We start from the raw sequence: 22,472 nt of genomic DNA, 5'->3' as shown, positions 1-22,472 counted from the left end.
CCTTTTTTTTTGCTCCAAGGCTGGGTATAGCGCGGACGTTTCGGTCCGCTTGTGATGGTCAGGAGGTTCAACGTGAACAAGTCGTTGCTGGTTGGTGCGGTATTGGGTGCTGTCGGTGTAACAGCCGGGGGTGCTGTTGCCACCTACAGCCTGGTAAAAAGCGGCCCTGAGTATGCGCAAGTGCTGGCGGTGCAGCCGGTTAAAACCCAGATAAAGACTCCCCGTGAAGTCTGCAAGGACGTCACCGTGACCCGGCAGCGTCCGGTGCAGGATCAACATCAAATCGCCGGTACCGTTGTAGGCGCCCTGGCGGGTGGCTTGCTGGGTAATCAGATCGGTGGTGGTAATGGTAAGAAATTGGCCACCGTGGCCGGTGCGGTCGGTGGTGGCTACGCCGGTAACAAGGTTCAAGAGGGTATGCAGAACCGCGATACCTACACCACTACGCAAACCCGTTGTAACACCGTCAATGACATCAGCGACAAGGTTGTTGGGTACGACGTGCGTTACAACCTGGACGGTAAGGAAGGTTCCGTGCGTATGGAGCGCGACCCTGGCAGCCAGATTCCAGTCGACAAAGAAGGTCGTCTGATCCTGGGTCAGAACCAGCAATAACCGGTTCTGCAGGCATAAAAAAAGCACCCCGAGGGGTGCTTTTTTTGTGCTCGCCCGCTTAGCGCTTCAGCGAGGCCGGCAGGTGCGGCTGGATCGCCGTCAGGACTGCCTTGAAGCATTTGGTGTTGCCGGCAACCACGTGGCCTTTCTCAAGGAAGTCGTGACCGCCGGTGAAGTCGCTCACCAGGCCGCCTGCTTCCTGGATCAGCAGGGCGCCTGCAGCCATGTCCCACTCGGACAGGCCCGACTCCCAGAAGGCATCAAAGCGACCGGCGGCAACGTAAGCCAGGTCCAGGCTTGCTGCGCCAGCGCGGCGGATGCCGGCGGTCTGGCCAACCAGGGCGCGGAACATGCCCAGGTAGTTTTCCAGGTTGTCCATCTGGTCATCACGGAACGGGAAGCCAGTACCCAGCAGGGCGCCGTCCAGGCTGGTGCGGCCACTTACGCGCAGGCGACGACCATTGAGCTGTGCGCCACGGCCACGGCTGGCGGTGAATTCTTCCTGGCGGACTGGGTCGAGAACAACGGCGTGTTCCAGGCGACCACGGTATTTGCACGCGATGCTCACGGCAAAGTGCGGGATGCCGCGCAGGAAGTTGGTGGTGCCATCCAGTGGGTCGATGATCCACAGGTAGTCTTCGCCTTCGCCGCTGCCTTTGTGCAGGCCGGTTTCTTCGCCGAGGATGCCGTGGGTAGGGTAGGCCTTGCGCAGAGCGTCGATGATTTTCTGTTCGGCGGCGCGATCCACCTCGGATACATAATCCTTGGCGTCTTTTTCGTCGACCTTGATGGTATCCAGGCGCTCGATGGAGCGGAAGATCAATTCACTGGCGCTGCGGGCGGCGCGCAGCGCGATATTCAGCATGGGCTGCATGGATGTGTCACCTAAGGTTGTTAAAGAAAGCCGGGCATTCTAGCAGAAACTTTCTTCAGGTGAAGGACGACGTTAGCTTTCATGGCATAACCTTAGGCTGTTCTGTAAGATTTGCTCCCCTTTCCCGTGTCCGAGAGCGCCTCCCTTGCTGCAAAACATTCGTGTCGTCTTGGTCAATACCAGTCATCCCGGCAACATCGGCGGGGTGGCGCGAGCCATGAAAAACATGGGGCTGACGCGCCTGGTGCTGGTCGAACCGCGCGTGTTCCCGCACCACGAGGCCGATGCCCGTGCGTCCGGCGCCAATGACCTCCTCGAAAAGGCCCAGGTCGTCGCCACCTTGGAGGACGCCTTGGTCGGCTGCAATCTGGTGCTCGGCACCAGCGCCCGCGACCGTCGCATCCCCTGGCCGCTGCTCGATCCGCGTGAATGCGGAACCAAAGTGGTCGAGGAGGCCGCGGGCGGCGCTGAAATCGCCTTGGTCTTTGGCCGTGAAGATTCCGGCCTGACCAATGAAGAGCTGCAGCGATGTCATTACCACGTGCACATCCCATCAGACCCTGAGTTCAGTTCGTTGAACCTCGGGGCCGCGGTGCAGGTGTTGACTTACGAAGTGCGCATGGCCTGGCTGGCCGCTGCTGGTCAGCCGAGCAAGGTAGAGAAGGAAGAGGTTGCGTCGACCAAAAGTGGCGAGTTGGCCACCATGGACGAGTTGGAGCGGTTCTATGAGCACCTGGAGCAAACCCTGGTGGCCATCGAATTCCTCGATCCTGAAAAACCACGGCACTTGATGGCGCGCCTGCGTCGCCTTTACGGACGCAGCTCGGTCAGCCGGGCGGAAATGAATATATTGCGTGGCATCCTCACGGAGACCCAGAAAGCGGCCCGTGGCGAGCTTCTTAAGCGGAAGGATTAAAAATGTTCGAGCGTTTGCGAGAAGATATCCAGAGTGTTTTCCACCGTGACCCGGCGGCGCGCAACGCCTTTGAAGTGCTGACGTGCTACCCGGGCATGCACGCCATCTGGATTCACCGGCTGTCCGGTGCCTTGTGGGGTATGGGTTGGAAATGGCTGGCTCGGTTGGTGTCGAACTTTGGTCGGTGGCTGACCGGGATCGAGATTCATCCGGGGGCCAAGGTGGGGCGCCGCTTCTTCATTGATCATGGTATGGGCATCGTGATTGGCGAGACCGCTGAAATCGGCGATGACGTGACCCTCTACCAGGGCGTGACGCTTGGTGGTACCAGCTGGAACAAAGGTAAGCGCCACCCAACCTTGGGTGATGGCGTGGTGGTGGGGGCGGGCGCGAAGGTGCTTGGCCCGTTCACCGTCGGCGCGGGCGCCAAGGTCGGCTCCAATGCCGTGGTGACCAAGGCGGTGCCGCCTGGCGCAACTGTGGTGGGTATTCCTGGCCGAATCATCGTCAAGCCGGAAGTCGGCGATGAGCAGGAAGCCAAGCGCAAGGCCATGGCCGAGAAGATCGGCTTCGATGCCTACGGCGTCAGCGAAGACATGCCCGACCCTGTGGCACGCGCCATTGGCCAATTGCTCGACCATCTGCAGGCGGTGGATGGCAAGTTGGACGGCATGTGCGGCGCGCTGAAGGAGCTGGGCAGCAGCTACTGTGCGAAAGATCTGCCTGAGTTGCGCGAAGAAGACTTCGCCGAAATCAAGAGCGAAACTGCCACCAAGGCTGGCTGAGGTCTGAGGATCACCCGAGATTCCCTGTGGGAGGGGGCTTGCCCCCGATAGCGGTCTGTCAGCCATGGATTTATTGGCTGACCTGCTGTCATCGGGGGGCAAGCCCCCTCCCACATTTTGCTCTCGATTTCTGCCTGGCCCTGTTCCTGCTGTTCGTGCTCACCCCATCCTGCTATGATTCGCGCGCCCTTTTTACGGGTAATCCTGACTAAAGTACTAGGTCTTATAGTTGACTTAAATACTCGGGAATCGCATACTTGCTCCCATTCTGAAACACCTTGGTACTTGTCCATGAGACTGACTACAAAAGGCCGATACGCGGTGACTGCCATGCTCGACCTGGCTTTGCATGCGCAAACTGGGCCGGTGTCCCTGGCCGATATCTCTGAGCGCCAAGGCATTTCCCTGTCCTACCTCGAACAGCTGTTCGCCAAATTGCGCCGTAGCAACCTGGTTTCCAGTGTGCGCGGGCCAGGCGGTGGTTACCAGTTGTCCCGCGACATGCAGGGTATCCAGGTCGCTCAGGTGATCGACGCGGTCAACGAATCCGTCGACGCCACCAAATGCCAGGGCCTGGGTGATTGCCACGCCGGCGACACCTGCCTGACACACCACCTGTGGTGTGACTTGAGCCTGCAGATCCATGAGTTTTTGAGTGGTATCAGCTTGGCTGATCTTGTGACTCGCCGTGAGGTGCAAGAAGTAGCCCAGCGTCAGGACCAGCGCCGTTGCAATACCAAGGCGCCGCGTCTGGACAAGATCGAAGCGTCCGCCGTCGAGTAACAGCCGCAGAGCTAACGGCACGCCAGCCAGCCTGATTTAGGAGAAAGTCCATGAAATTGCCGATTTACCTTGATTACTCAGCGACCACCCCGGTTGATCCGCGTGTCGCGCAAAAGATGAGCGAATGCCTGCTGGTTGACGGAAACTTCGGCAACCCAGCCTCCCGTTCCCACGTATTCGGCTGGAAAGCCGAGGAAGCGGTCGAGAACGCGCGTCGCCAAGTCGCTGATCTGGTCAATGCCGATCCGCGTGAAATCGTCTGGACCTCCGGTGCCACCGAGTCCGACAACCTGGCTATCAAGGGCGCGGCGCATTTCTACGCGACCAAAGGCAAACACCTGATCACCACCAAGATTGAGCACAAGGCTGTCCTCGACACCATGCGCCAACTGGAGCGTGAAGGTTTCGAGGTCACCTACCTCGAGCCAACCACCGACGGTATCGTCACCCCGGCCATGATCGAAGCCGCGCTGCGTGAAGACACCATTCTGGTTTCCGTGATCCACGTGAACAACGAAATCGGCACCATCAACGACATCGCGGCCATCGGCGAGCTGACTCGCTCGAAGGGTATCCTGCTGCACGTCGACGCTGCTCAGTCCACCGGCAAGGTCGATATCGACCTGTCGAAACTGAAGGTCGACCTGATGTCGTTCTCTGCCCACAAGACCTACGGCCCTAAAGGCATCGGCGCCCTGTACGTGAGCCGCAAGCCACGCGTGCGCATCGAAGCCACCATGCACGGCGGCGGTCACGAGCGCGGCATGCGTTCGGGCACCCTGGCGACCCACCAGATCGTCGGCATGGGCGAAGCCTTCCGTGTAGCCAAGGAAGACATGGCTGCCGAAAACGTGCGCATCAAGGCCCTGAGTGATCGCTTCTACAAGCAGGTCGAGAACCTTGAGGAGCTGTACATCAACGGCAGCATGACCGCCCGTGTACCGCACAACCTTAATTTGAGCTTCAACTACGTCGAAGGCGAGTCGCTGATCATGGCACTCAAGGACCTGGCGGTTTCGTCCGGTTCGGCCTGTACCTCGGCGTCCCTTGAGCCTTCGTATGTGCTGCGCGCCCTGGGCCGCAACGACGAATTGGCACACAGCTCGATCCGCTTTACGTTCGGCCGCTTCACCACCGAAGAACAAGTCGACTACGCCGCGCAGAAAGTCTGCGAAGCCGTCAACAAGCTGCGCGTTCTGTCGCCGCTGTGGGACATGTACAAAGACGGCGTCGATATTTCCAAGATCGAGTGGGCGGCACACTAACTATAGAAGCCGCCACCCCAGCTCTGTAGGAACGTGGCGGAAAACGCAGGCGTTTCTACAGGGTTCCAGAGCGGCCCTGATGAGTGAGGATTCAGTACCATGGCTTACAGCGAAAAGGTCATCGACCACTACGAAAACCCGCGTAACGTCGGCAAGATGGACGCGGAAGACCCAGATGTCGGCACCGGCATGGTTGGCGCTCCGGCGTGCGGCGATGTGATGCGCCTGCAGATCAAGGTCAACGACAACGGCGTTATCGAAGATGCCAAGTTCAAGACCTACGGCTGCGGTTCCGCTATCGCCTCCAGCTCCCTGGCGACCGAATGGATGAAAGGCAAGACCCTGGATGAGGCTGTCACCATCAGCAACACCCAGCTGGCCGAAGAGCTGGCCCTGCCGCCAGTGAAAATCCACTGCTCGGTACTCGCTGAAGACGCCATCAAGGCGGCCGTTCGCGACTACAAGCAGAAGAAAGGCTTGATCTAAGCATTTGGCGACGAGTAAGGAGTCAACGATGGCTATCAGCATGACAGAAGCGGCTGCACAGCACATTCGCCGCTCCCTGAATGGGCGCGGTAAAGGTGAGGGGATTCGTCTGGGTGTTCGCACCACAGGCTGTTCCGGCCTTGCCTACGTGCTGGAGTTTGTCGACGAGGTGGTTGCGGAAGACCAGGTGTTCGAAAGTCACGGCGAGAAAGTGATCATCGACCCTAAGAGCCTGACCTACCTGGACGGCACCGAACTCGATTTCGTCAAGGAAGGGTTGAACGAAGGCTTCAAGTTCAACAACCCCAACGTGCGCGGTGAATGTGGCTGCGGCGAAAGCTTCAACATCTGAGGCTATTCGTGGGTACTCCTTGTCATTTCGCTTTATTCGAGCTGCAGCCGAGCTTTCGGCTGGACCTTGAGCAGCTTGCCACGCGTTACCGAGAACTGGCGCGTGGCGTGCATCCAGACCGCTTCGCTGACGCTTCCGAGCGTGAGCAACGCCGGGCGCTGGAGCAATCGGCCAGCCTCAACGAAGCCTATCAGACCCTCAAAAGTCCCCCGAAGCGCGCGCGTTACCTGCTCGCGATGAACGGTGGCGAGCTGCCCCTTGAAGTCACGGTGCACGACCCGGATTTCCTGATGCAGCAGATGCAGTGGCGCGAAGAGCTTGAAGATTTGCAGGACGAAGCTGATCTTGCGGGCGTCGCTGTCTTCAAGCGTCGCCTGAAAGCGGCCCAGGATGAGCTCAACGAAAGCTTCGCAGCCTGTTGGGATGATGCAGCGCAACGTGAACAGGCCGAACGCCTGATGCGGCGCATGCAGTTCCTCGACAAGCTCACCTACGAAGTGCGCCAGCTAGAAGAGCGCCTCGACGATTAACCCAGTGTGCTGCCCGTGATGCACGCCTGATAGACAGATAAGACCTGATTACCATGGCCCTACTGCAAATCGCCGAACCCGGCCAAAGCCCTCAACCGCACCAGCGTCGCCTGGCGGTCGGGATTGACCTGGGCACCACCAATTCCCTGGTTGCTGCCTTGCGCAGCGGCCTGTCCGAGCCGTTGCCCGATGCCGATGGCCAGGTCATCCTGCCGTCTGCCGTGCGTTATCACGCCGATCGCACCGAAGTCGGTGAGTCGGCCAAGTTGGCGGCGTCTACCGATCCGTTGAACACCGTGCTGTCGGTCAAGCGCTTGATGGGTCGTGGTTTGTCCGACGTCAAGCAATTGGGCGACCAACTGCCGTACCGCTTCGTCGGCGGTGAGTCCCATATGCCGTTCATCGACACCGTCCAGGGCCCGAAAAGCCCGGTGGAAGTGTCGGCCGATATCCTCAAGGTGCTGCGCCAGCGCGCGGAAAAAACCCTGGGCGGCGAACTGGTGGGTGCAGTCATCACCGTTCCGGCTTATTTCGATGACGCTCAGCGCCAGGCCACCAAGGACGCGGCGAAACTCGCCGGCCTGAATGTGCTGCGCCTGCTCAACGAGCCCACTGCGGCGGCCGTGGCTTATGGCCTCGATCAGCACGCAGAAGGCCTGGTCGCTATTTACGACCTGGGCGGCGGTACCTTTGATATTTCGATACTGCGCCTGACTGGCGGTGTCTTTGAAGTGCTCGCGACCGGTGGCGACAGCGCCCTGGGTGGCGATGACTTCGATCACGCCATCGCGGGCTGGATCATCAGCAGCGCCGGTTTGTCCGCCGACCTGGACCCGGGCGAGCAGCGCAACCTGCTGCAAACCGCCTGCGCCGCCAAAGAGGCGCTGACAGATGCTGCAACTGTTGAAGTGTCCTACGGCACCTGGTCAGCTCAGCTGACCCGTGAAGCCTTCGATGCGTTGATCGAACCGATGGTCGCCCGCAGCCTGAAAGCCTGCCGCCGTGCCGTGCGTGATTCTGGTATCGAGCTGGAAGACGTCGGTGCCGTGGTCATGGTCGGTGGTTCCACTCGCGTGCCACGCGTGCGTGAGGCTGTCGCCGAAGCCTTTGGCCGCCAGCCACTGACTGAAATCGACCCGGACCAGGTGGTTGCCATCGGCGCCGCGATCCAGGCCGATACCCTGGCCGGTAACAAGCGTGATGGTGGCGAATTACTGCTACTCGACGTGATTCCACTGTCTCTGGGCCTGGAAACCATGGGCGGCCTGATGGAGAAGGTGATTCCACGCAACACCACCATCCCCGTCGCCCGCGCCCAGGATTTCACCACGTATAAAGATGGCCAGACGGCCATGATGATTCATGTGCTGCAAGGCGAGCGTGAGCTGATCAGCGATTGCCGCTCCCTGGCGCGCTTCGAATTGCGCGGCATTCCGGCGATGGTGGCGGGTGCGGCGAAGATTCGTGTGACGTACCAGGTGGATGCCGATGGCCTGCTCAGCGTGGCCGCCCGTGAATTGGCGTCCGGCGTAGAAGCCAGCATCCAGGTCAAGCCGTCGTACGGGCTGACCGACGGCGAAATTGCCAAGATGCTCAAGGACTCGTTCCAGTATGCCAGTGACGACAAGGTCGCCCGCGTGTTGCGTGAGCAGCAAGTGGATGCCCAGCGCCTGCTCGAAGCGGTGCAGGGCGCCTTGGATGCTGACGGCGAGCGCCTGCTGGACGCCGAAGAGCGCATGGTCATCGACCTGCAGATGCAGGAACTGGCCGAACTGATGAAAGGCAATGATGGCTATGCCATCGAGCAACAGACCAAGCGCTTGTCGCAGGTGACTGATGCCTTTGCCGCCCGCCGCATGGATCAGACGGTGAAAGCCGCACTGGCCGGGCGCAACCTGAATGAAATCGAGGAATAATCAATGCCGCAGGTCATTTTTCTGCCACACGCCGAGCACTGCCCGGACGGTATGGTCGTGGAGGCTGAGACCGGCAAGTCCATCCTCGAAGTTGCCCATGACAACCATATCGAGATCGAAAGCGCCTGCGGCGGTGTGTGCGCTTGCACCACGTGCCACTGCGTGATTCGTGAGGGCTTCAACTCGCTCAACGAAGCCGATGAGCTGGAAGAAGACTATCTTGATAGAGCCTGGGGCCTGGAAGCGACTTCGCGCCTGACCTGCCAGGCTATCGTCGGGACTGAAGATATCACCGTCGAAATTCCGAAGTATTCCCTCAACCATGCTGCCGAAGCGCCGCATTGATTCAAGGAAGTGTCATGAGTCTTAAATGGGTTGATGTACAAGAGATCGCTATCCTGTTGGCCGATGCCAACCCCGATCTGGATCCGTACTCCCTGAACTTTGTAGCTTTGCGTGACATGGTCATGGCACTGCCGGGGTTCGAAGATGAGCGTGATCGCGGCGGTGAGAAGGTTCTGGAAGCTATCCAGACTGCCTGGAAAGAAGAACAGGACTGACGCCTCCCTTTACGCAGTTAGGCAATACCCAATAACCCGCGTATAATTCGCGGGTTTAATTTTTCGTAAATTACCGTTTCTGGAGTTACACCATGGCTGTTCAACGTACTTTCTCCATCATCAAGCCTGACGCTGTTGCAAAAAACGTCATCGGCGAGATCACCACTCGTTTCGAAAAAGCCGGCCTGAAGGTTGTAGCTTCGAAACTCAAGCAACTGTCCAAGGCTGAAGCTGAAGGCTTCTACGCTGAGCACAGCGCTCGTGGCTTCTTCGGCGACCTGGTTGCCTTCATGATCTCCGGTCCTGTTGTTGTTCAGGTTCTGGAAGGTGAAAACGCTATCGCTCTGAACCGTGAGCTGATGGGCGCTACCAACCCTAAAGAAGCTGCCGCCGGCACCATCCGTGCTGACTTCGCTGAGTCCATCGACGCCAACGCTGTACACGGTTCGGACTCCGAAGCCGCTGCTGCTCGCGAAATCTCGTACTTCTTCGCAGCTACTGAAGTAACCGCTCGCTAAGCATCGGCTTAAAGAGTGAGGGTGAATCCATGACGACATCGACTGTAAAAACCAACCTGCTGGGTCTGACCCAGCCGGAAATGGAGAAATTCTTCGACTCAATCGGGGAGAAGCGTTTCCGTGCCGGTCAGGTAATGAAATGGATTCACCACTTTGGCGTCGACGATTTCGACGCCATGACGAACGTCAGCAAGGCCCTGCGCGACAAGCTCAAGGCCATTGCTGAGGTCCGTGGTCCCGAAGTGGTCAGCGAAGACATCTCCAGCGACGGCACCCGCAAATGGGTGGTGCGCGTGGCGTCCGGCAGCTGCGTCGAGACCGTGTACATTCCCCAGGGCAAGCGCGGTACCTTGTGCGTTTCGTCCCAGGCAGGCTGTGCCCTGGACTGCAGTTTCTGCTCCACCGGCAAGCAAGGCTTCAATAGCAACCTCACCGCCGCTGAAGTGATCGGCCAGGTGTGGATTGCCAACAAATCCTTTGGCAGCGTCCCGGCGACCGTCGACCGTGCCATCACCAACGTGGTGATGATGGGCATGGGTGAGCCGCTGCTGAACTTCGACAACGTCATTTCGGCCATGCACCTGATGATGGACGACCTGGGCTACGGCATTTCCAAGCGCCGCGTGACCCTGTCGACCTCCGGCGTGGTACCGATGATCGATGAGCTGGCCAAGCACATCGACGTCTCCCTGGCGTTGTCACTGCACGCACCCAATGACGCATTGCGTAACCAATTGGTGCCAATCAACAAGAAGTATCCGCTTAAGATGCTGCTCGAATCTTGCCAGCGTTACATGGCGACCTTGGGCGAAAAACGTGTGTTGACCATTGAGTACACCTTGCTCAAGGACATCAACGACAAGGTCGAGCACGCGGTCGAGATGATCGAGTTGCTCAAGGACACGCCGTGCAAGATCAACCTGATCCCGTTTAACCCGTTTCCACATTCTGGCTACGAGCGGCCGAGCAACAACGCCATCCGCCGTTTCCAGGATCAACTGCACCAGGCTGGCTACAACGTGACCGTGCGCACCACCCGTGGTGAAGACATCGACGCCGCCTGTGGCCAATTGGTAGGGCAGGTGATGGACCGTACCCGCCGCAGCGAACGTTATATCGCCGGACGCGAAGTGAGCGCCGCCGACGATTTACCGCTGATCGCTGTGAATCGAATCTGAGAGAGGATCTCTATGCCATTGCGCCTTGCGCTGCTTTTGCTTGTTACCGGTCTCGCGGCCGGTTGTGTTTCATCGGGTCATGAGAGCCCTTTGCAAACCGGTAAAGGCCGTGAGGAGGCGCGGGTTGCCTATGTGCAGCTGGGCTTGGGTTACCTGCAACAAGGCATGAGCGAGCACGCCAAGGTGCCGTTGAAGAAAGCGCTTGAGCTGGACAGCGACGATCCCGATGCCAATGGCGCACTGGCCCTGGTGTTCCAGGCCCAGGCCGAGCCGGAACTGGCCGAACAGTATTTCCATAAGGCCCTGGCTGCCCGTCCTGCCGACCCACGGCTGCTGAACAATTACGGCAGCTTCCTGTTCGAGCAGACACGTTATGACCAGGCCGCCCTTTATTTCCAGCAAGCCAGCACTGATACCCTCTATCCTGAGCGTTCGAGGGTGTTCGAGAACCTTGGGGTTACCTCGATGCGCCTCGGCCAGCGTGACAGCGCTCGCCAGCACCTGGAAAAAGCCCTGCATTTGAACGGTCGCCAGCCTCGGGCATTGCTTGAAATGGCTGAGTTGTCCTACGAAGACAGGCATTATGTGCCGGCACGTGACTATTACGAGCGCTTTAGCCTGCTCAGCGGGCAAAATGCACGTAGTCTATTGCTCGGCGTGCGCTTGGCGACGGTTCATGAAGAGCGCGACACGGCCGCACGTTTTGGCCAGCAACTCGAACGACTCTATCCCGGTACGCCGGAATATCAGCAATACCTGTCGGAGCAATGATGAAAGCGGCGCACCCGGAAGTTGTAGCAGCTAATCGCGTAAACCCAGGCGACACCTTGCGTCAGGCCCGTGAAAGCAATGGTTGGTCGCTGGCGGAAGTGGCCCTCAAGCTCAATCTGACCACGACGTCCCTGGGCAATCTGGAAGCTGGCGCGTTCGATAAGCTGCCTGGGCACACCTTTGCCCGTGGCTATATCCGCGCCTATGCCAAATTGCTGGGTATCGACCAGGCCATACTGGTCCAGGAATTCGACCAGTTCACCGGCACCGACTCCCAGGGCAGCAACGTGCACGGCCTGGGTCGCATCGAAGAGCCTGTACGGGTTTCCCACACGATTTTGCGTATTGTCAGCCTGTTGCTGCTGATCGCGGTCATCGGTGGCGGTTTCGTCTGGTGGCAGGACCAGGCCTCCCAACGTACCAAGGACCTGACCAGCAACGCCATGGAGCACGTCGAAGTCGAAAGCGCCGACGGCACCACTCAGATTCATCCGCTGGACGAGCCGGAAGACCAGGCCGTTGCCGAAGGCCAGGCCTTGCCTGAAGCACCGGTTGCCACCGAGCAGCCAGCAGCACCGGAAACCGCGCCAGCCGCGACCGCTGCCGCACCGACTCCCGCGACGCCGGCTGCTCCGGTTGCCCAGACACCGGCAGCTCCCGTGCAGGCGCCAGCGACGCCGGCTCCCGCCGCTCCGGTAGCGCCTGCTATTTCGCCGCCCACCGCACCAGCGTTGATCGCCGGTGATGGTCGTGTACAGATCACCTTCATCGCTGACTGCTGGACGCAGGTCACCGATGGCAATGGCAAAGTGCTGTTTAGCGGTCTGAAGCGTAAGGGAGATACGCTTGACCAGGGCGGCAAGCCTCCTTTGACGCTGCGTCTGGGTTTTGCCCGTGGCGCGCAAGTGGCCTACAACGGCCAGCCTGTGGACGTAGCGCCGTTCACCACCGGCGAAACTGCTCGCCTGAAGTTGGGACAATAGTCATGCACGGCGAATCTCCAATCAAACGTCGCGTATCGCGCAAGATCTGGGTCGGCTCGGTGCCGGTGGGGGGCGATGCCCCCATCGCGGTCCAGAGCATGACCAACAGCGACACCAATGACGTGGCCGCCACCGTTGCCCAGATCAACCGTCTGGAAGCTGCGGGCGTGGACATCGTGCGCGTGTCCGTGCCGGACATGGACGCTGCCGAAGCTTTTGGTCGCATCAAGCAACTGGTCAAGGTGCCGTTGGTTGCCGACATTCACTTCGACTACAAGATCGCGTTGCGTGTGGCCGAACTGGGTGTGGACTGCCTGCGTATCAACCCGGGCAACATCGGTCGTGAAGACCGTGTGCGTGCGGTGGTGGACGCGGCCCGCGACCGTGGCATTCCAATCCGTATCGGCGTCAACGCCGGCTCGCTGGAAAAAGACCTGCAAAAGAAATACGGCGAGCCGACGCCGGCAGCGCTGGTTGAATCGGCGCTGCGCCACGTTGAACACCTTGAACGCCTGAATTTCCAGGACTTCAAGGTCAGCGTAAAGGCCTCCGACGTGTTCATGGCAGTAGAAGCCTACCGCCTGCTGGCCAAGGAAATCGTGCAGCCGTTGCACCTGGGTATCACTGAAGCGGGCGGTTTACGCTCAGGCACAGTGAAATCTGCGGTGGGTCTCGGTATGCTGCTCGCCGAAGGAATTGGCGATACTATCCGCATCTCGCTGGCGGCAGACCCTGTAGAGGAAGTGAAAGTCGGTTACGACATCCTCAAGTCCCTGCGTTTGCGTTCCCGTGGCATCAATTTCATTGCCTGCCCGAGCTGCTCGCGGCAGAACTTCGACGTGGTGAAAACCATGAACGACTTGGAGTTGCGCCTTGAAGACCTGCTGGTGCCGCTGGATGTTGCGGTTATCGGTTGTGTGGTCAACGGGCCGGGCGAAGCCAAAGAAGCCCATGTGGGCCTGACCGGTGGTACGCCGAACCTGATCTACATCGACGGCAAGCCGTCGCAGAAGTTGACGAATGACAATCTGGTGGATGAGCTGGAAAAGCTGATCCGCGAGAAAGCGGCCGAGAAGGTCGCGGCTGACGCAGCGCTGATCGCGCGCGGCTAAGAACGAATTTAAGGATTTGATGTGAGCAAGTCTTTGCAAGCCATTCGTGGCATGAACGACATCCTGCCGGAACAGACGCCGCTGTGGCGCTATTTCGAGGGCACTGTCGCGCGCCTGCTGGATAACTACGGTTATAAGCAGATCCGCATGCCGATTGTCGAGTTCACCGAGCTGTTCAAACGCTCCATCGGTGAAGTGACTGACATCGTCGAAAAAGAGATGTACACCTTTGAAGACCGCAACGGCGACTCCCTGACCCTGCGTCCGGAAGGCACTGCCGCGTGCGTGCGCGCCGTGCTTGAGCATGGCCTCACCGGTGCTGGCCAGCCGCAAAAGTTGTGGTACATCGGCCCGATGTTTCGTCACGAACGCCCCCAGAAAGGCCGTTATCGCCAGTTTCACCAGATCGGCCTGGAAGTGTTCAACATCGACGGCCCGGACATCGACGCCGAGCTGATCGTGCTGACCTGGCGCCTGTGGGGCCTGCTGGGTATCCGCGACGCGGTCAAGCTTGAACTCAACAGCCTGGGTACCAGCGAATCCCGCGGCCGCTATAAAGTGGCCCTGGTCGAGTACCTGTCGGCCCACCTGGACAAGTTGGACGAAGACAGCCAGCGCCGTCTGAAGACCAACCCGTTGCGCGTCCTCGATACCAAGAACGCCGACACCCAGGCCGTGCTGGTCAATGCGCCGAAAATGGCCGATTACCTGGACGACGAGTCCCGTATCCACTTCGAGGGCCTCAAGGCTCGTCTGGAGGCGGCCGGTATTCCGTTCGAAATCAACACCAAACTGGTGCGCGGCCTCGATTATTACAGCAAGACCGTGTTCGAGTGGGTCACCGACAAACTCGGCGCCCAGGGCACCGTGTGTGCCGGTGGTCGTTACGACGGCCTGGTCGAGCAGATGGGCGGCAAACCGACCACCGGTGTGGGCTTCGCTATGGGCATCGAGCGGCTGATCCTGCTGCTGGAAACCCTGGAGAAGGTCCCGGAAGAGATCTCCCGTCAGGTGGACGTGTACCTGTGCGCCTTTGGCGAGGCCGCCGAACTGGCTGCCCTGGCCCTGAGCGAAAAGGTCCGCGACCAACTGCCAAACCTGCGCCTGCAAGTCAATGCCGGCGCCGGCAGCTTCAAGAGCCAGTTCAAGAAGGCCGACAAGAGCGGTGCGCTGTATGCATTGATCCTTGGCGATGACGAGCTGGCCCAGCAAGTGATAGGTTTCAAACCCCTGCGTGGCCAGGGCGAGCAACAGAACATTGCCTTTGATGCGCTCGCTGCGCACTTGGCCACCTGCGTCGTGCAGGGTTGAAGCTGTCGAACAGCCGAATTTAGCGATTAAGGAGTATTGGGGTGTCGAGTACTGATGATGAGCAACTGGCCGAGTTCAAGGACTGGTGGCAGCGTAACGGCAAGCCCCTGGTTACTGGCGGCCTGCTGGCTTTAGTGGTGGTGTTCGGCTGGCAAGCCTGGACCAAGTATCAGGCCAACCAGTCCCAAGGCGCCTCGATCGTCTATCAGCAATTGCTGGAAACCACCCTGACGCCGGACGGCAAGCCTGATCCTGCGCAGGTTGCAGACCTGGCCGGCAAGCTGAAGAACGAATTCGGCGGTAGCACCTACGCCCAATACGGCAGCCTGTTCGTCGCGAAAGTCGCGGTAGACACCGGCAAGCTGGATGACGCCGCCGCAGAGCTGAAGGCCATCGCCGACAAACCGACCAACCCAACCCTGGGTGAAATCGCACGTCAGCGCCTGGCTCAGGTCCTGGCGGCACAGAACAAGGCTGACGAAGCACTCAAACTGCTCGACGGCGATGCTGACAAGGCATTTGTAGCCACTCGCGAAGAGCTCAAGGGCGACCTGTTGGTCCAATTGGGTCGTACCGACGAAGCCAATGCTGCGTACCAAAAAGCCAAGGCGGCGCTGTCTGATGAAGCGGCGGTCGGTGGCTTACAAATCAAGCTGGACGACTTGGCCAAAGGGGATGCGTGACGTGATCCGTTGGAAACATGCAGCATTGCTGGCTCTGGCCGTTCTGGCCGCGGGTTGCAGCAGCAACAGTAAAAAAGAACTGCCGCCTGCGGAGCTGACCAGCTTCAAGGAAGAAGTGGTCCTGCAAAAGCAGTGGAGCCGCTCCATCGGTGACGGTCAGGGCGAAACCTACAACATGCTGGTACCGGCAATCGACGGTGACAACATTGTGGCCGCTGATGTCACCGGCGTGGTGATCTCCATGGATCGCATGAACGGCGACGTCAAGTGGAAGAAAGACCTCGAATTGCCAGTTTCCGGCGCCGTAGGCGTGGGTTACGGCATGGTCATGCTCGGCACGCTGAAAGGCGAAGTCGTAGCCCTGGATTCCAGCACCGGTGAAGAGAAATGGCGCGCCCGCGTGACCAGTGAAGTACTCGCACCGCCTGCCACCAACGGCGATATCGTCGTGGTGCAAACACAGGACGACCGTGTGATCGGCCTCGACGCCAGCACTGGCGAACAGCGCTGGTTGTATGACAGCACCCCAGCGGTGCTGACGCTGCGCGGTACCAGTGGTCCGATTGTGACCAACAATCTGGCCGTTGCAGGCCTGTCGACCGGTAAAGTGGTCGCGCTGGATACCCAGAACGGCGTGCCGGCCTGGGAAACCCGTGTGGCCATCCCGCAAGGCCGTTCCGAACTGGACCGCGTAGTGGACATCGACGGTGGCTTGCTGCTGTCCGGTGAAACCCTCTACGTCGCCACTTACCAGGGCCGTGTTGCGGCACTGGACCTGCAGAGCGGCCGTGTGAACTGGCAGCGTGATGCTTCCAGCTACGCCGGTGTCGCCCAAGGGTTTGGCAGCGTCTACGTCAGCCTGGCGTCCGGTACCGTTGAAAGTGTCGACGAACGTTCCACGACCGCGCTGTGGAGCAACGACTCTCTGGCCCGCCGTCAACTGTCGGCACCGGAAGTGTTCTCCAGCTACGTCGCCGTGGGTGACTTCGAAGGCTACCTGCACCTGTTGAGCCAGGTAGACGGTCGCTTCGTGGGTCGCGAGCGTATCGACAGCGACGGCCTGCGTGCGCGTCCGCTGGTCGTGGGTAACATGCTTTATGTGTATGGCAACAGCGGCAAGCTGGAAGCCCTGACCATCAAGTAAGAACTATGCTTGGGGTAACACCCAGGCGGCCCCGCTTCGGCGGGGCATGCGGCATCTGACGATGCTGCCCCGAGCACCAGCCGCTGCCTTGCAGCGGCTTTTGTATTTTCTGAAATAACGAAGTGGAGAGCCGCATGGTTCCCGTAATCGCCCTGGTGGGCCGACCTAACGTCGGCAAGTCCACCTTGTTCAACCGCCTGACCAGGACTCGCGACGCCATCGTCGGCGACTTGTCCGGTCTGACCCGTGATCGCCAATACGGTGAGGCAAAGTGGCAAGGGCGCTCCTACATTATTGTCGACACCGGTGGTATCTCCGGTGATGAGCATGGCATGGACGAAAAGATGGCCGAGCAGTCGCTGCTGGCCATTGAAGAAGCCGATGTCGTGTTGTTCCTGGTGGACGCCCGTGCAGGCTATACCGCCGCCGACCAGATGATTGGCGAGCACCTGCGCAAGCGCAACAAGCGTTCCTACGTGGTCGCCAACAAGATCGACAACATCGATCCTGAACTGGCCCGTGCCGAATTCAGCCCGATGGGCCTGGGCGATGCGATCCCGATCGCCGGTGCCCACGGTCGTGGCATTACCCAGATGTTGGAAATTGCCCTCAGCAGCTTTCCGAAGGATAACGCCGAGGAAGAAGAGGGTGAGGAAGAGATCGTCGCCGAAGGTGAGGAAGCCAAGCGCATTCCAGGCCCGAGTGAAAAAGACGGTATCAAGATCGCCATCATCGGCCGTCCAAACGTTGGTAAGTCCACGCTGGTCAACCGTATGCTCGGTGAAGACCGGGTCATCGTCTACGACCAACCCGGCACCACCCGCGACAGCATCTACATCCCGTTCGAACGTAACGAGGAAAAGTACACGCTGATCGACACCGCCGGTGTGCGCAAGCGCGGCAAGATCCACGAGGAAGTTGAAAAGTTCTCGGTGGTGAAAACCCTGCAAGCGATCAAAGACGCCAACGTGGTGATCTTCGTGATGGACGCCCGCGAAGGCGTGGTGGACCACGACCTCAACCTGCTGGGCTTCGCCCTGGAGGCCGGTCGGGCACTGGTGATCGCGATCAACAAGTGGGACGGCATGACGCCGAGCGAGCGCGATTTCGTCAAGATTGAGCTGCAGCGTCGGTTGTTCTTCGTCGAGTTCGCCGATATCCACTTTATCTCGGCACTGCACGGCACCGGTGTGGGCAACCTCTACGCGTCCGTACAGAACTCGTTCAAGTCTGCCGTCACCCGCTGGCCGACCAACCGCCTGACCCAGATCCTGGAAGATGCCGTTGGCGAGCACGCGCCGCCGATGGTCAACAACCGCCGGATCAAACTGCGTTACGCCCACTTGGGTGGTGCCAACCCGCCGATTATCGTGATCCACGGTAACCAGATCGAGAAGGTGCCGAAGTCCTATGTGCGTTACCTGGAAAACACCTACCGCCGTGTCTTGAAACTGGTCGGTACGCCGATCCGTATCGAGTTCAAGGGTGGCGAGAACCCATACGAAGGCAACAAGAACACACTGACTGACCGTCAGGTGAACAAGAAGCGTCGTTTGATGACTCACCACAAAAAGGCCGACAAGAAGCGCCGCGACAAGCGCTGATTCCGACCTCGCAAAAAGGGCTCTTGATGAGCCCTTTTTTGTGCGCGACGGTTTGTGCCTTGACCCGATGCGGTCGGCAGCTTAAAACTTGGGGCTCACCTGCAGGGGCTTCCGATGATCACCAGCAAGCTGCCGAATGTCGGCACGACTATTTTCACCACCATGTCGCAACTCGCTGCCGAAACCGGCGCGCTCAACCTGTCCCAAGGCTTCCCGGACTTCAATGGCCCCCAGGGTTTGCTCGACGCGGTGGGCAAGCATATCGCCCTTGGGCATAACCAATATGCGCCAATGACCGGCCTGCCGGTGCTGCGGCAGCAAGTGGCCGCCAAGATCGCCCGCAGTTACGGGGCCACGGTCGATGCCGACAGTGAAGTGACCATCACCCCTGGCGCCACCGAGGCAATCTTCTGCGCGATCCAGGCGGTGATTCGTAATGGCGATGAAGTGATCGTGTTCGACCCCAGCTACGACAGCTATGAGCCTTCAGTGGAGCTGGCCGGTGGTCGCTGCGTGCATGTGCAACTGAGCCTGAGCGGCTTTGCCCTCGACTTCGAGAAAATAAAGGCGGCGCTGTCTCCGCGCACGCGCATGATCATTCTCAATAACCCTCACAACCCGACAGGTGCCTTGATCAGCCGCGCTGAGCTGGACCAGTTGGCCGAATTGATCCGTGACCGCGACATCTACCTGGTCAGCGATGAAGTCTACGAACACCTGGTATTTGACGGCGTGGCTCATGTCAGCGTGTTGGCGCACGAAGAACTCTACCCACGTGCGTTCGTGGTCAGCTCTTTCGGCAAGACTTACCACGTCACCGGTTGGAAAACCGGCTATGTGGTCGCGCCGCCAGCCCTCACCGCCGAACTGCGCAAGGTGCACCAATACGTCAATTTCTGCGGTGTGACCCCCCTGCAATACGCGCTGGCCGACTTCATGGCTGAACACCCTGAACATGTCGAGGAACTCCCGGCTTTCTACCAGGCCAAGCGTGACCTGTTCTGCGACCTGTTGGCAGCGTCCCGTTTCAGCTTTACCCGAGTGACAGGAACCTACTTCCAACTGGTGGATTACTCACAGATCCGCCCGGACCTGGATGACGTCGCCATGTCCCTGTGGATGACCCGCGAACACGGCGTGGCGACGATCCCGGTCTCGGTGTTCTACCAGACCCCACCCCAAGGCCAGCGCCTGGTGCGCCTGTGCTTTGCCAAACGCGAGGAAACGCTGCGCCAAGCGGCGGAAAAACTATGCGTGATCTGAGTGCACTGCCGAACCTGAACATCGCCCTGGTCCAGACCAACCTGGCCTGGCATGACCGCCAAGCCAACCTTGAACACTTCGAGCTGCTGCTTGAACAAGCCCAAGGCGCCGACCTGATTGTGCTGCCGGAGATGTTCACCACCGGCTTCTCGATGGAGTCACAAACCCTCGCGGAGCCTGAGTACGGCCCGACCCATCATTGGCTCCAGGCCCAGGCGGCGAAGTACAACGCGGTGATCACCGGCAGTGTGATCATCCAGGCCGCGGACGGCAGCCACCGCAACCGCTTGTTATGGGCGCGTCCGGATGGCGAGGTGCTGCATTACGACAAGCGCCATCTGTTCCGCATGGCCGGTGAACACAATCATTACACCCCCGGCGAACGCCAGGTGCAGTTCGAATTGAAGGGCTGGCGTATTCGCCCGTTGATCTGCTACGACCTGCGCTTTCCGGTGTGGAGTCGCGACGCTCAGGACACTGACCTGCTGCTGTACACCGCCAACTGGCCGGGTGCGCGGCGTTCACACTGGAACCGGCTGCTGCCGGCGCGGGCCATCGAGAACCTGTGCTACGTGGCGGCGGTGAACCGTGTGGGCACGGATGGCAAAGGCTTTGCCTACACCGGGGACAGTCAGGTGCTCGACTTCCAGGGTGAGACCTTGCTCAGTGCGGGGGAGGCGGACGGGGTGTTCCAAGTGAACCTGGATGCGGCGGAATTGGCGGCTTACCGCACGCGGTTTCCCGCGAACTTGGACGCCGATACTTTTCAGTTTGTCTGAAGCACCGCCTTCGCGAGCAAGCCCGCTCCCACACTTGACCGCGTTTATCCTGTAGGAATACGGTCAAAATGTGGGAGCGGGCTTGCTCGCGAAGAGGCCATCAGCATCACCCACAACCCAAAGCAAAAAAGGCCCCTGGATTCTCACCCAGAGGCCTTTCATATTTCAGCAGCCAGTTACGCCGCCTTGGCTTCCTGCTGGCTCAACGAGCGATTCAGCGCACTGAACAGCGCCTTGAAGCTGGCGGTGGTGATGTTCTCATCAATACCCACACCATGCACCGGACGCTCACCGTTCACGCGCAGCTCGATGTAGGCCGCCGCTTTAGCATTGGTGCCCGCACCGATCGCATGTTCGTTGTAATCCATGATCTCCACACCAATCGGCAGGCCCGCCACGAGCGCTTCCAGCGCGCCATTGCCTTTGCCTTTCCAGTGCAGGTTGGTTTCGCCCTGGCCCTTGCCGGAGACTTCCACCTCGACAAAGCTGTTGCCGTTTTCTTCCTGCAGGCGATGGCTGACCAGTGCGTACGGCGTATTGGCTTGCAGGTACTCACGCTGCAGCAAGGCGTAGATCTGCGGCGCTGTCATCTCCAGGCCCACGCGGTCGGTTTCGGCCTGTACCACTTGGCTGAACTCGATCTGCATGCGACGCGGCAAGCTGATGTCGTATTCCTGCTCCAGCAGGTAGGCGATGCCGCCTTTGCCCGACTGGCTGTTCACACGAATCACCGCCTCGTAGCTGCGGCCAATGTCGGCTGGATCGATCGGCAAGTACGGCACTTCCCACAGCGCATCGTCTTTCTGCTGGGAAAAGCCCTTGCGGATCGCGTCCTGGTGAGAGCCGGAGAAGGCGGTGTGCACCAGATCACCGACGTAGGGGTGACGTGGGTGCACCTGAATCTGATTGCACTCCTCGACGACCTTGCGCACGCCGTCGATGTCGGAGAAGTCCAGTTGCGGGTCGAGGCCCTGGGTGTACATGTTCAGGGCCACGGTGACCAGGTCGACGTTACCGGTACGCTCGCCGTTGCCGAACAGGCAGCCTTCGACTCGGTCGGCGCCGGCCATCAGGCCCAGCTCGGTGGCGGCCACGCCGGTGCCACGGTCGTTGTGGGTGTGCAGGCTGATGATCACGCTGTCACGACGGTTGATATGACGACCGAACCACTCGATCTGGTCGGCATAGATGTTCGGCGTGGCGCATTCCACGGTGGCCGGCAGGTTGAGGATCATCTTGTGCTCAGGCGTCGGGTTCCACACCTCGATCACCGCGTCACACACTTCCTTGGCGAACTCCAGCTCGGTAGCGCTGAAGGTCTCCGGGGAGTATTCAAAGGTCCACTGGGTTTCCGGCTGCTGAGCGGCGTACTTGACGAACAGCTTGGCGGCGTTGACCGCGATGGCCTTGATGCCTTCCTTGTCCTGGTTGAACACGATGCGGCGGAAGGACGGCGACGTGGCGTTGTACAAGTGCACGATGGCTTTCTTGGCACCGCGCAGGGATTCGAAGGTACGTGCGATCAAGTCTTCACGGCCCTGGGTCAGCACCTGAATGGTGGTGTCCTCGGGGATGTGGTTGTCTTCGATCAGGGTGCGTACGAAGTCGAAGTCGGTTTGCGAGGCGGCCGGGAACGAGGCTTCGATTTCCTTCACGCCGACGGCGACCAGGGTCTTCCAGAAACGCAGTTTTTTCACCGCATCCATTGGCTCGATCAGTGACTGGTTGCCATCACGCAGGTCGGAGCTGCACCAGATCGGCGCTTCAGTGATGGTCTTCGACGGCCAGGTGCGGTCCGGGATGTCGATGGTCGGGAACGCGCGGTACTTCGAAGACGGGTCTTTGAGCATGCTCATCGGGAAATCCTTTGTTGTAGGGGCCGAGAAAAGGCGGCCTGCCGTGGAACTGTTTTTGGGATGCTTTTTAGAGGCGAGGCAGATCGATTCAGCCTGGCAGTCGTGCGCTGACGAGGCACAAACTGCGGTGCTGGCGGAGCTGAATGAGGGTGTGAGAGGTTTTCATAAGCTCAACCCTAACCGCCGGG

General features: G+C 59.8%; 24 protein-coding genes. 22 read left to right on the top strand and 2 right to left on the bottom strand.

What is annotated here, in order from left to right:
- Window positions 1-72 precede the first annotated feature (72 nt).
- Window positions 73-615, top strand: coding sequence for a glycine zipper 2TM domain-containing protein (locus tag BMZ57_RS23525; RefSeq protein WP_010207894.1), 543 nt, complete (start codon window positions 73-75; stop codon window positions 613-615).
- A gap of 58 nt (window positions 616-673) precedes the next feature.
- On the opposite strand, the gene suhB is transcribed toward BMZ57_RS23525, so the two are convergent.
- Window positions 674-1,489 (bottom strand): type III secretion system regulator SuhB, encoded by an 816-nt coding sequence (gene suhB, locus BMZ57_RS23520; RefSeq protein ID WP_003175971.1) that lies wholly within the window; start codon window positions 1,487-1,489, stop codon window positions 674-676.
- A 145-nt stretch (window positions 1,490-1,634) separates the two neighbouring features.
- On the opposite strand from suhB, the gene trmJ reads away from it, so the two are divergent.
- From trmJ to BMZ57_RS23415, 21 genes are all read left to right on the top strand, one after another.
- Window positions 1,635-2,405 carry a tRNA (cytosine(32)/uridine(32)-2'-O)-methyltransferase TrmJ gene (trmJ, locus tag BMZ57_RS23515; RefSeq protein WP_010207895.1) on the top strand — a complete coding sequence of 257 codons (771 nt, stop codon included), beginning with the start codon at window positions 1,635-1,637 and terminating at the stop codon, window positions 2,403-2,405.
- A 2-nt stretch (window positions 2,406-2,407) separates the two neighbouring features.
- Window positions 2,408-3,190, top strand: a complete 783-nt coding sequence (cysE, locus tag BMZ57_RS23510) for a serine O-acetyltransferase (protein WP_010207897.1) — start codon at window positions 2,408-2,410, stop codon at window positions 3,188-3,190.
- A gap of 291 nt (window positions 3,191-3,481) precedes the next feature.
- On the top strand, window positions 3,482-3,973 hold the full coding sequence (gene iscR, locus BMZ57_RS23505; protein WP_003194020.1) for a Fe-S cluster assembly transcriptional regulator IscR: 492 nt from the start codon (window positions 3,482-3,484) through the stop codon (window positions 3,971-3,973).
- Window positions 3,974-4,023: 50 nt separating this feature from the next.
- Window positions 4,024-5,238: an IscS subfamily cysteine desulfurase gene (locus BMZ57_RS23500; RefSeq protein WP_010207898.1), complete on the top strand. Its 1,215-nt coding sequence runs from the start codon at window positions 4,024-4,026 to the stop codon at window positions 5,236-5,238.
- A gap of 99 nt (window positions 5,239-5,337) precedes the next feature.
- The gene (gene iscU / locus BMZ57_RS23495) at window positions 5,338-5,724 is read left to right on the top strand and encodes a Fe-S cluster assembly scaffold IscU (protein WP_010207899.1); all 387 of its coding nucleotides are present in this window, start codon (window positions 5,338-5,340) and stop codon (window positions 5,722-5,724) included.
- Window positions 5,725-5,752: 28 nt separating this feature from the next.
- Window positions 5,753-6,076 (top strand): iron-sulfur cluster assembly protein IscA, encoded by a 324-nt coding sequence (iscA, locus tag BMZ57_RS23490; RefSeq protein ID WP_003175963.1) that lies wholly within the window; start codon window positions 5,753-5,755, stop codon window positions 6,074-6,076.
- An 8-nt stretch (window positions 6,077-6,084) separates the two neighbouring features.
- Window positions 6,085-6,606 carry a co-chaperone HscB gene (gene hscB, locus BMZ57_RS23485; RefSeq protein ID WP_042571611.1) on the top strand — a complete coding sequence of 174 codons (522 nt, stop codon included), beginning with the start codon at window positions 6,085-6,087 and terminating at the stop codon, window positions 6,604-6,606.
- A gap of 53 nt (window positions 6,607-6,659) precedes the next feature.
- Window positions 6,660-8,522, top strand: coding sequence for a Fe-S protein assembly chaperone HscA (gene hscA / locus BMZ57_RS23480; protein ID WP_010207902.1), 1,863 nt, complete (start codon window positions 6,660-6,662; stop codon window positions 8,520-8,522).
- 3 nt (window positions 8,523-8,525) lie between these two features.
- Window positions 8,526-8,867, top strand: a complete 342-nt coding sequence (fdx, locus tag BMZ57_RS23475; protein WP_010207904.1) for an ISC system 2Fe-2S type ferredoxin — start codon at window positions 8,526-8,528, stop codon at window positions 8,865-8,867.
- Between the two features lie 14 nt (window positions 8,868-8,881).
- Window positions 8,882-9,082, top strand: a complete 201-nt coding sequence (gene iscX, locus BMZ57_RS23470) for a Fe-S cluster assembly protein IscX (protein WP_016977667.1) — start codon at window positions 8,882-8,884, stop codon at window positions 9,080-9,082.
- Window positions 9,083-9,174: 92 nt separating this feature from the next.
- Window positions 9,175-9,600: a nucleoside-diphosphate kinase gene (gene ndk, locus BMZ57_RS23465; RefSeq protein ID WP_003175956.1), complete on the top strand. Its 426-nt coding sequence runs from the start codon at window positions 9,175-9,177 to the stop codon at window positions 9,598-9,600.
- Between the two features lie 29 nt (window positions 9,601-9,629).
- On the top strand, window positions 9,630-10,778 hold the full coding sequence (gene rlmN, locus BMZ57_RS23460; protein WP_010207907.1) for a dual-specificity RNA methyltransferase RlmN: 1,149 nt from the start codon (window positions 9,630-9,632) through the stop codon (window positions 10,776-10,778).
- 12 nt (window positions 10,779-10,790) lie between these two features.
- On the top strand, window positions 10,791-11,549 hold the full coding sequence (pilW, locus tag BMZ57_RS23455) for a type IV pilus biogenesis/stability protein PilW (RefSeq protein ID WP_010207908.1): 759 nt from the start codon (window positions 10,791-10,793) through the stop codon (window positions 11,547-11,549).
- Window positions 11,549-12,532, top strand: a complete 984-nt coding sequence (locus tag BMZ57_RS23450) for a RodZ domain-containing protein (RefSeq protein WP_010207910.1) — start codon at window positions 11,549-11,551, stop codon at window positions 12,530-12,532. Before pilW ends, BMZ57_RS23450 begins: the two co-directional genes overlap by 1 nt.
- Before the next feature lie 2 nt (window positions 12,533-12,534).
- A complete protein-coding gene (gene ispG, locus BMZ57_RS23445; protein WP_003175952.1) occupies window positions 12,535-13,644 on the top strand; it encodes a flavodoxin-dependent (E)-4-hydroxy-3-methylbut-2-enyl-diphosphate synthase in 1,110 nt (369 codons plus the stop codon).
- A gap of 21 nt (window positions 13,645-13,665) precedes the next feature.
- The gene (hisS, locus tag BMZ57_RS23440; RefSeq protein ID WP_010207913.1) at window positions 13,666-14,955 is read left to right on the top strand and encodes a histidine--tRNA ligase; all 1,290 of its coding nucleotides are present in this window, start codon (window positions 13,666-13,668) and stop codon (window positions 14,953-14,955) included.
- A gap of 41 nt (window positions 14,956-14,996) precedes the next feature.
- Complete coding sequence (locus BMZ57_RS23435; RefSeq protein WP_010207915.1) at window positions 14,997-15,638, top strand: YfgM family protein; 642 nt, start codon at window positions 14,997-14,999, stop codon at window positions 15,636-15,638.
- Complete coding sequence (bamB, locus tag BMZ57_RS23430; protein ID WP_021492276.1) at window positions 15,631-16,782, top strand: outer membrane protein assembly factor BamB; 1,152 nt, start codon at window positions 15,631-15,633, stop codon at window positions 16,780-16,782. Before BMZ57_RS23435 ends, bamB begins: the two co-directional genes overlap by 8 nt.
- A 134-nt stretch (window positions 16,783-16,916) precedes the next feature.
- Complete coding sequence (gene der / locus BMZ57_RS23425) at window positions 16,917-18,386, top strand: ribosome biogenesis GTPase Der (RefSeq protein ID WP_010207919.1); 1,470 nt, start codon at window positions 16,917-16,919, stop codon at window positions 18,384-18,386.
- Window positions 18,387-18,500: 114 nt separating this feature from the next.
- Complete coding sequence (locus tag BMZ57_RS23420; protein ID WP_069672769.1) at window positions 18,501-19,649, top strand: pyridoxal phosphate-dependent aminotransferase; 1,149 nt, start codon at window positions 18,501-18,503, stop codon at window positions 19,647-19,649.
- Entirely contained in the window at window positions 19,637-20,428 is a 792-nt protein-coding gene (locus tag BMZ57_RS23415; protein WP_021492274.1) for an amidohydrolase, read from the top strand. Before BMZ57_RS23420 ends, BMZ57_RS23415 begins: the two co-directional genes overlap by 13 nt.
- A gap of 176 nt (window positions 20,429-20,604) precedes the next feature.
- Here BMZ57_RS23415 and leuA read toward each other — a convergent pair whose 3' ends face one another.
- Complete coding sequence (gene leuA, locus BMZ57_RS23410; RefSeq protein WP_010207924.1) at window positions 20,605-22,284, bottom strand: 2-isopropylmalate synthase; 1,680 nt, start codon at window positions 22,282-22,284, stop codon at window positions 20,605-20,607.
- Between the last annotated feature and the right edge of the window lie 188 nt (window positions 22,285-22,472).

This window comes from Pseudomonas simiae, from assembly GCF_900111895.1.
Lineage (GTDB): Bacteria > Pseudomonadota > Gammaproteobacteria > Pseudomonadales > Pseudomonadaceae > Aquipseudomonas > Aquipseudomonas simiae.
This window is presented reverse-complemented; position numbering and strand designations above follow the sequence as displayed.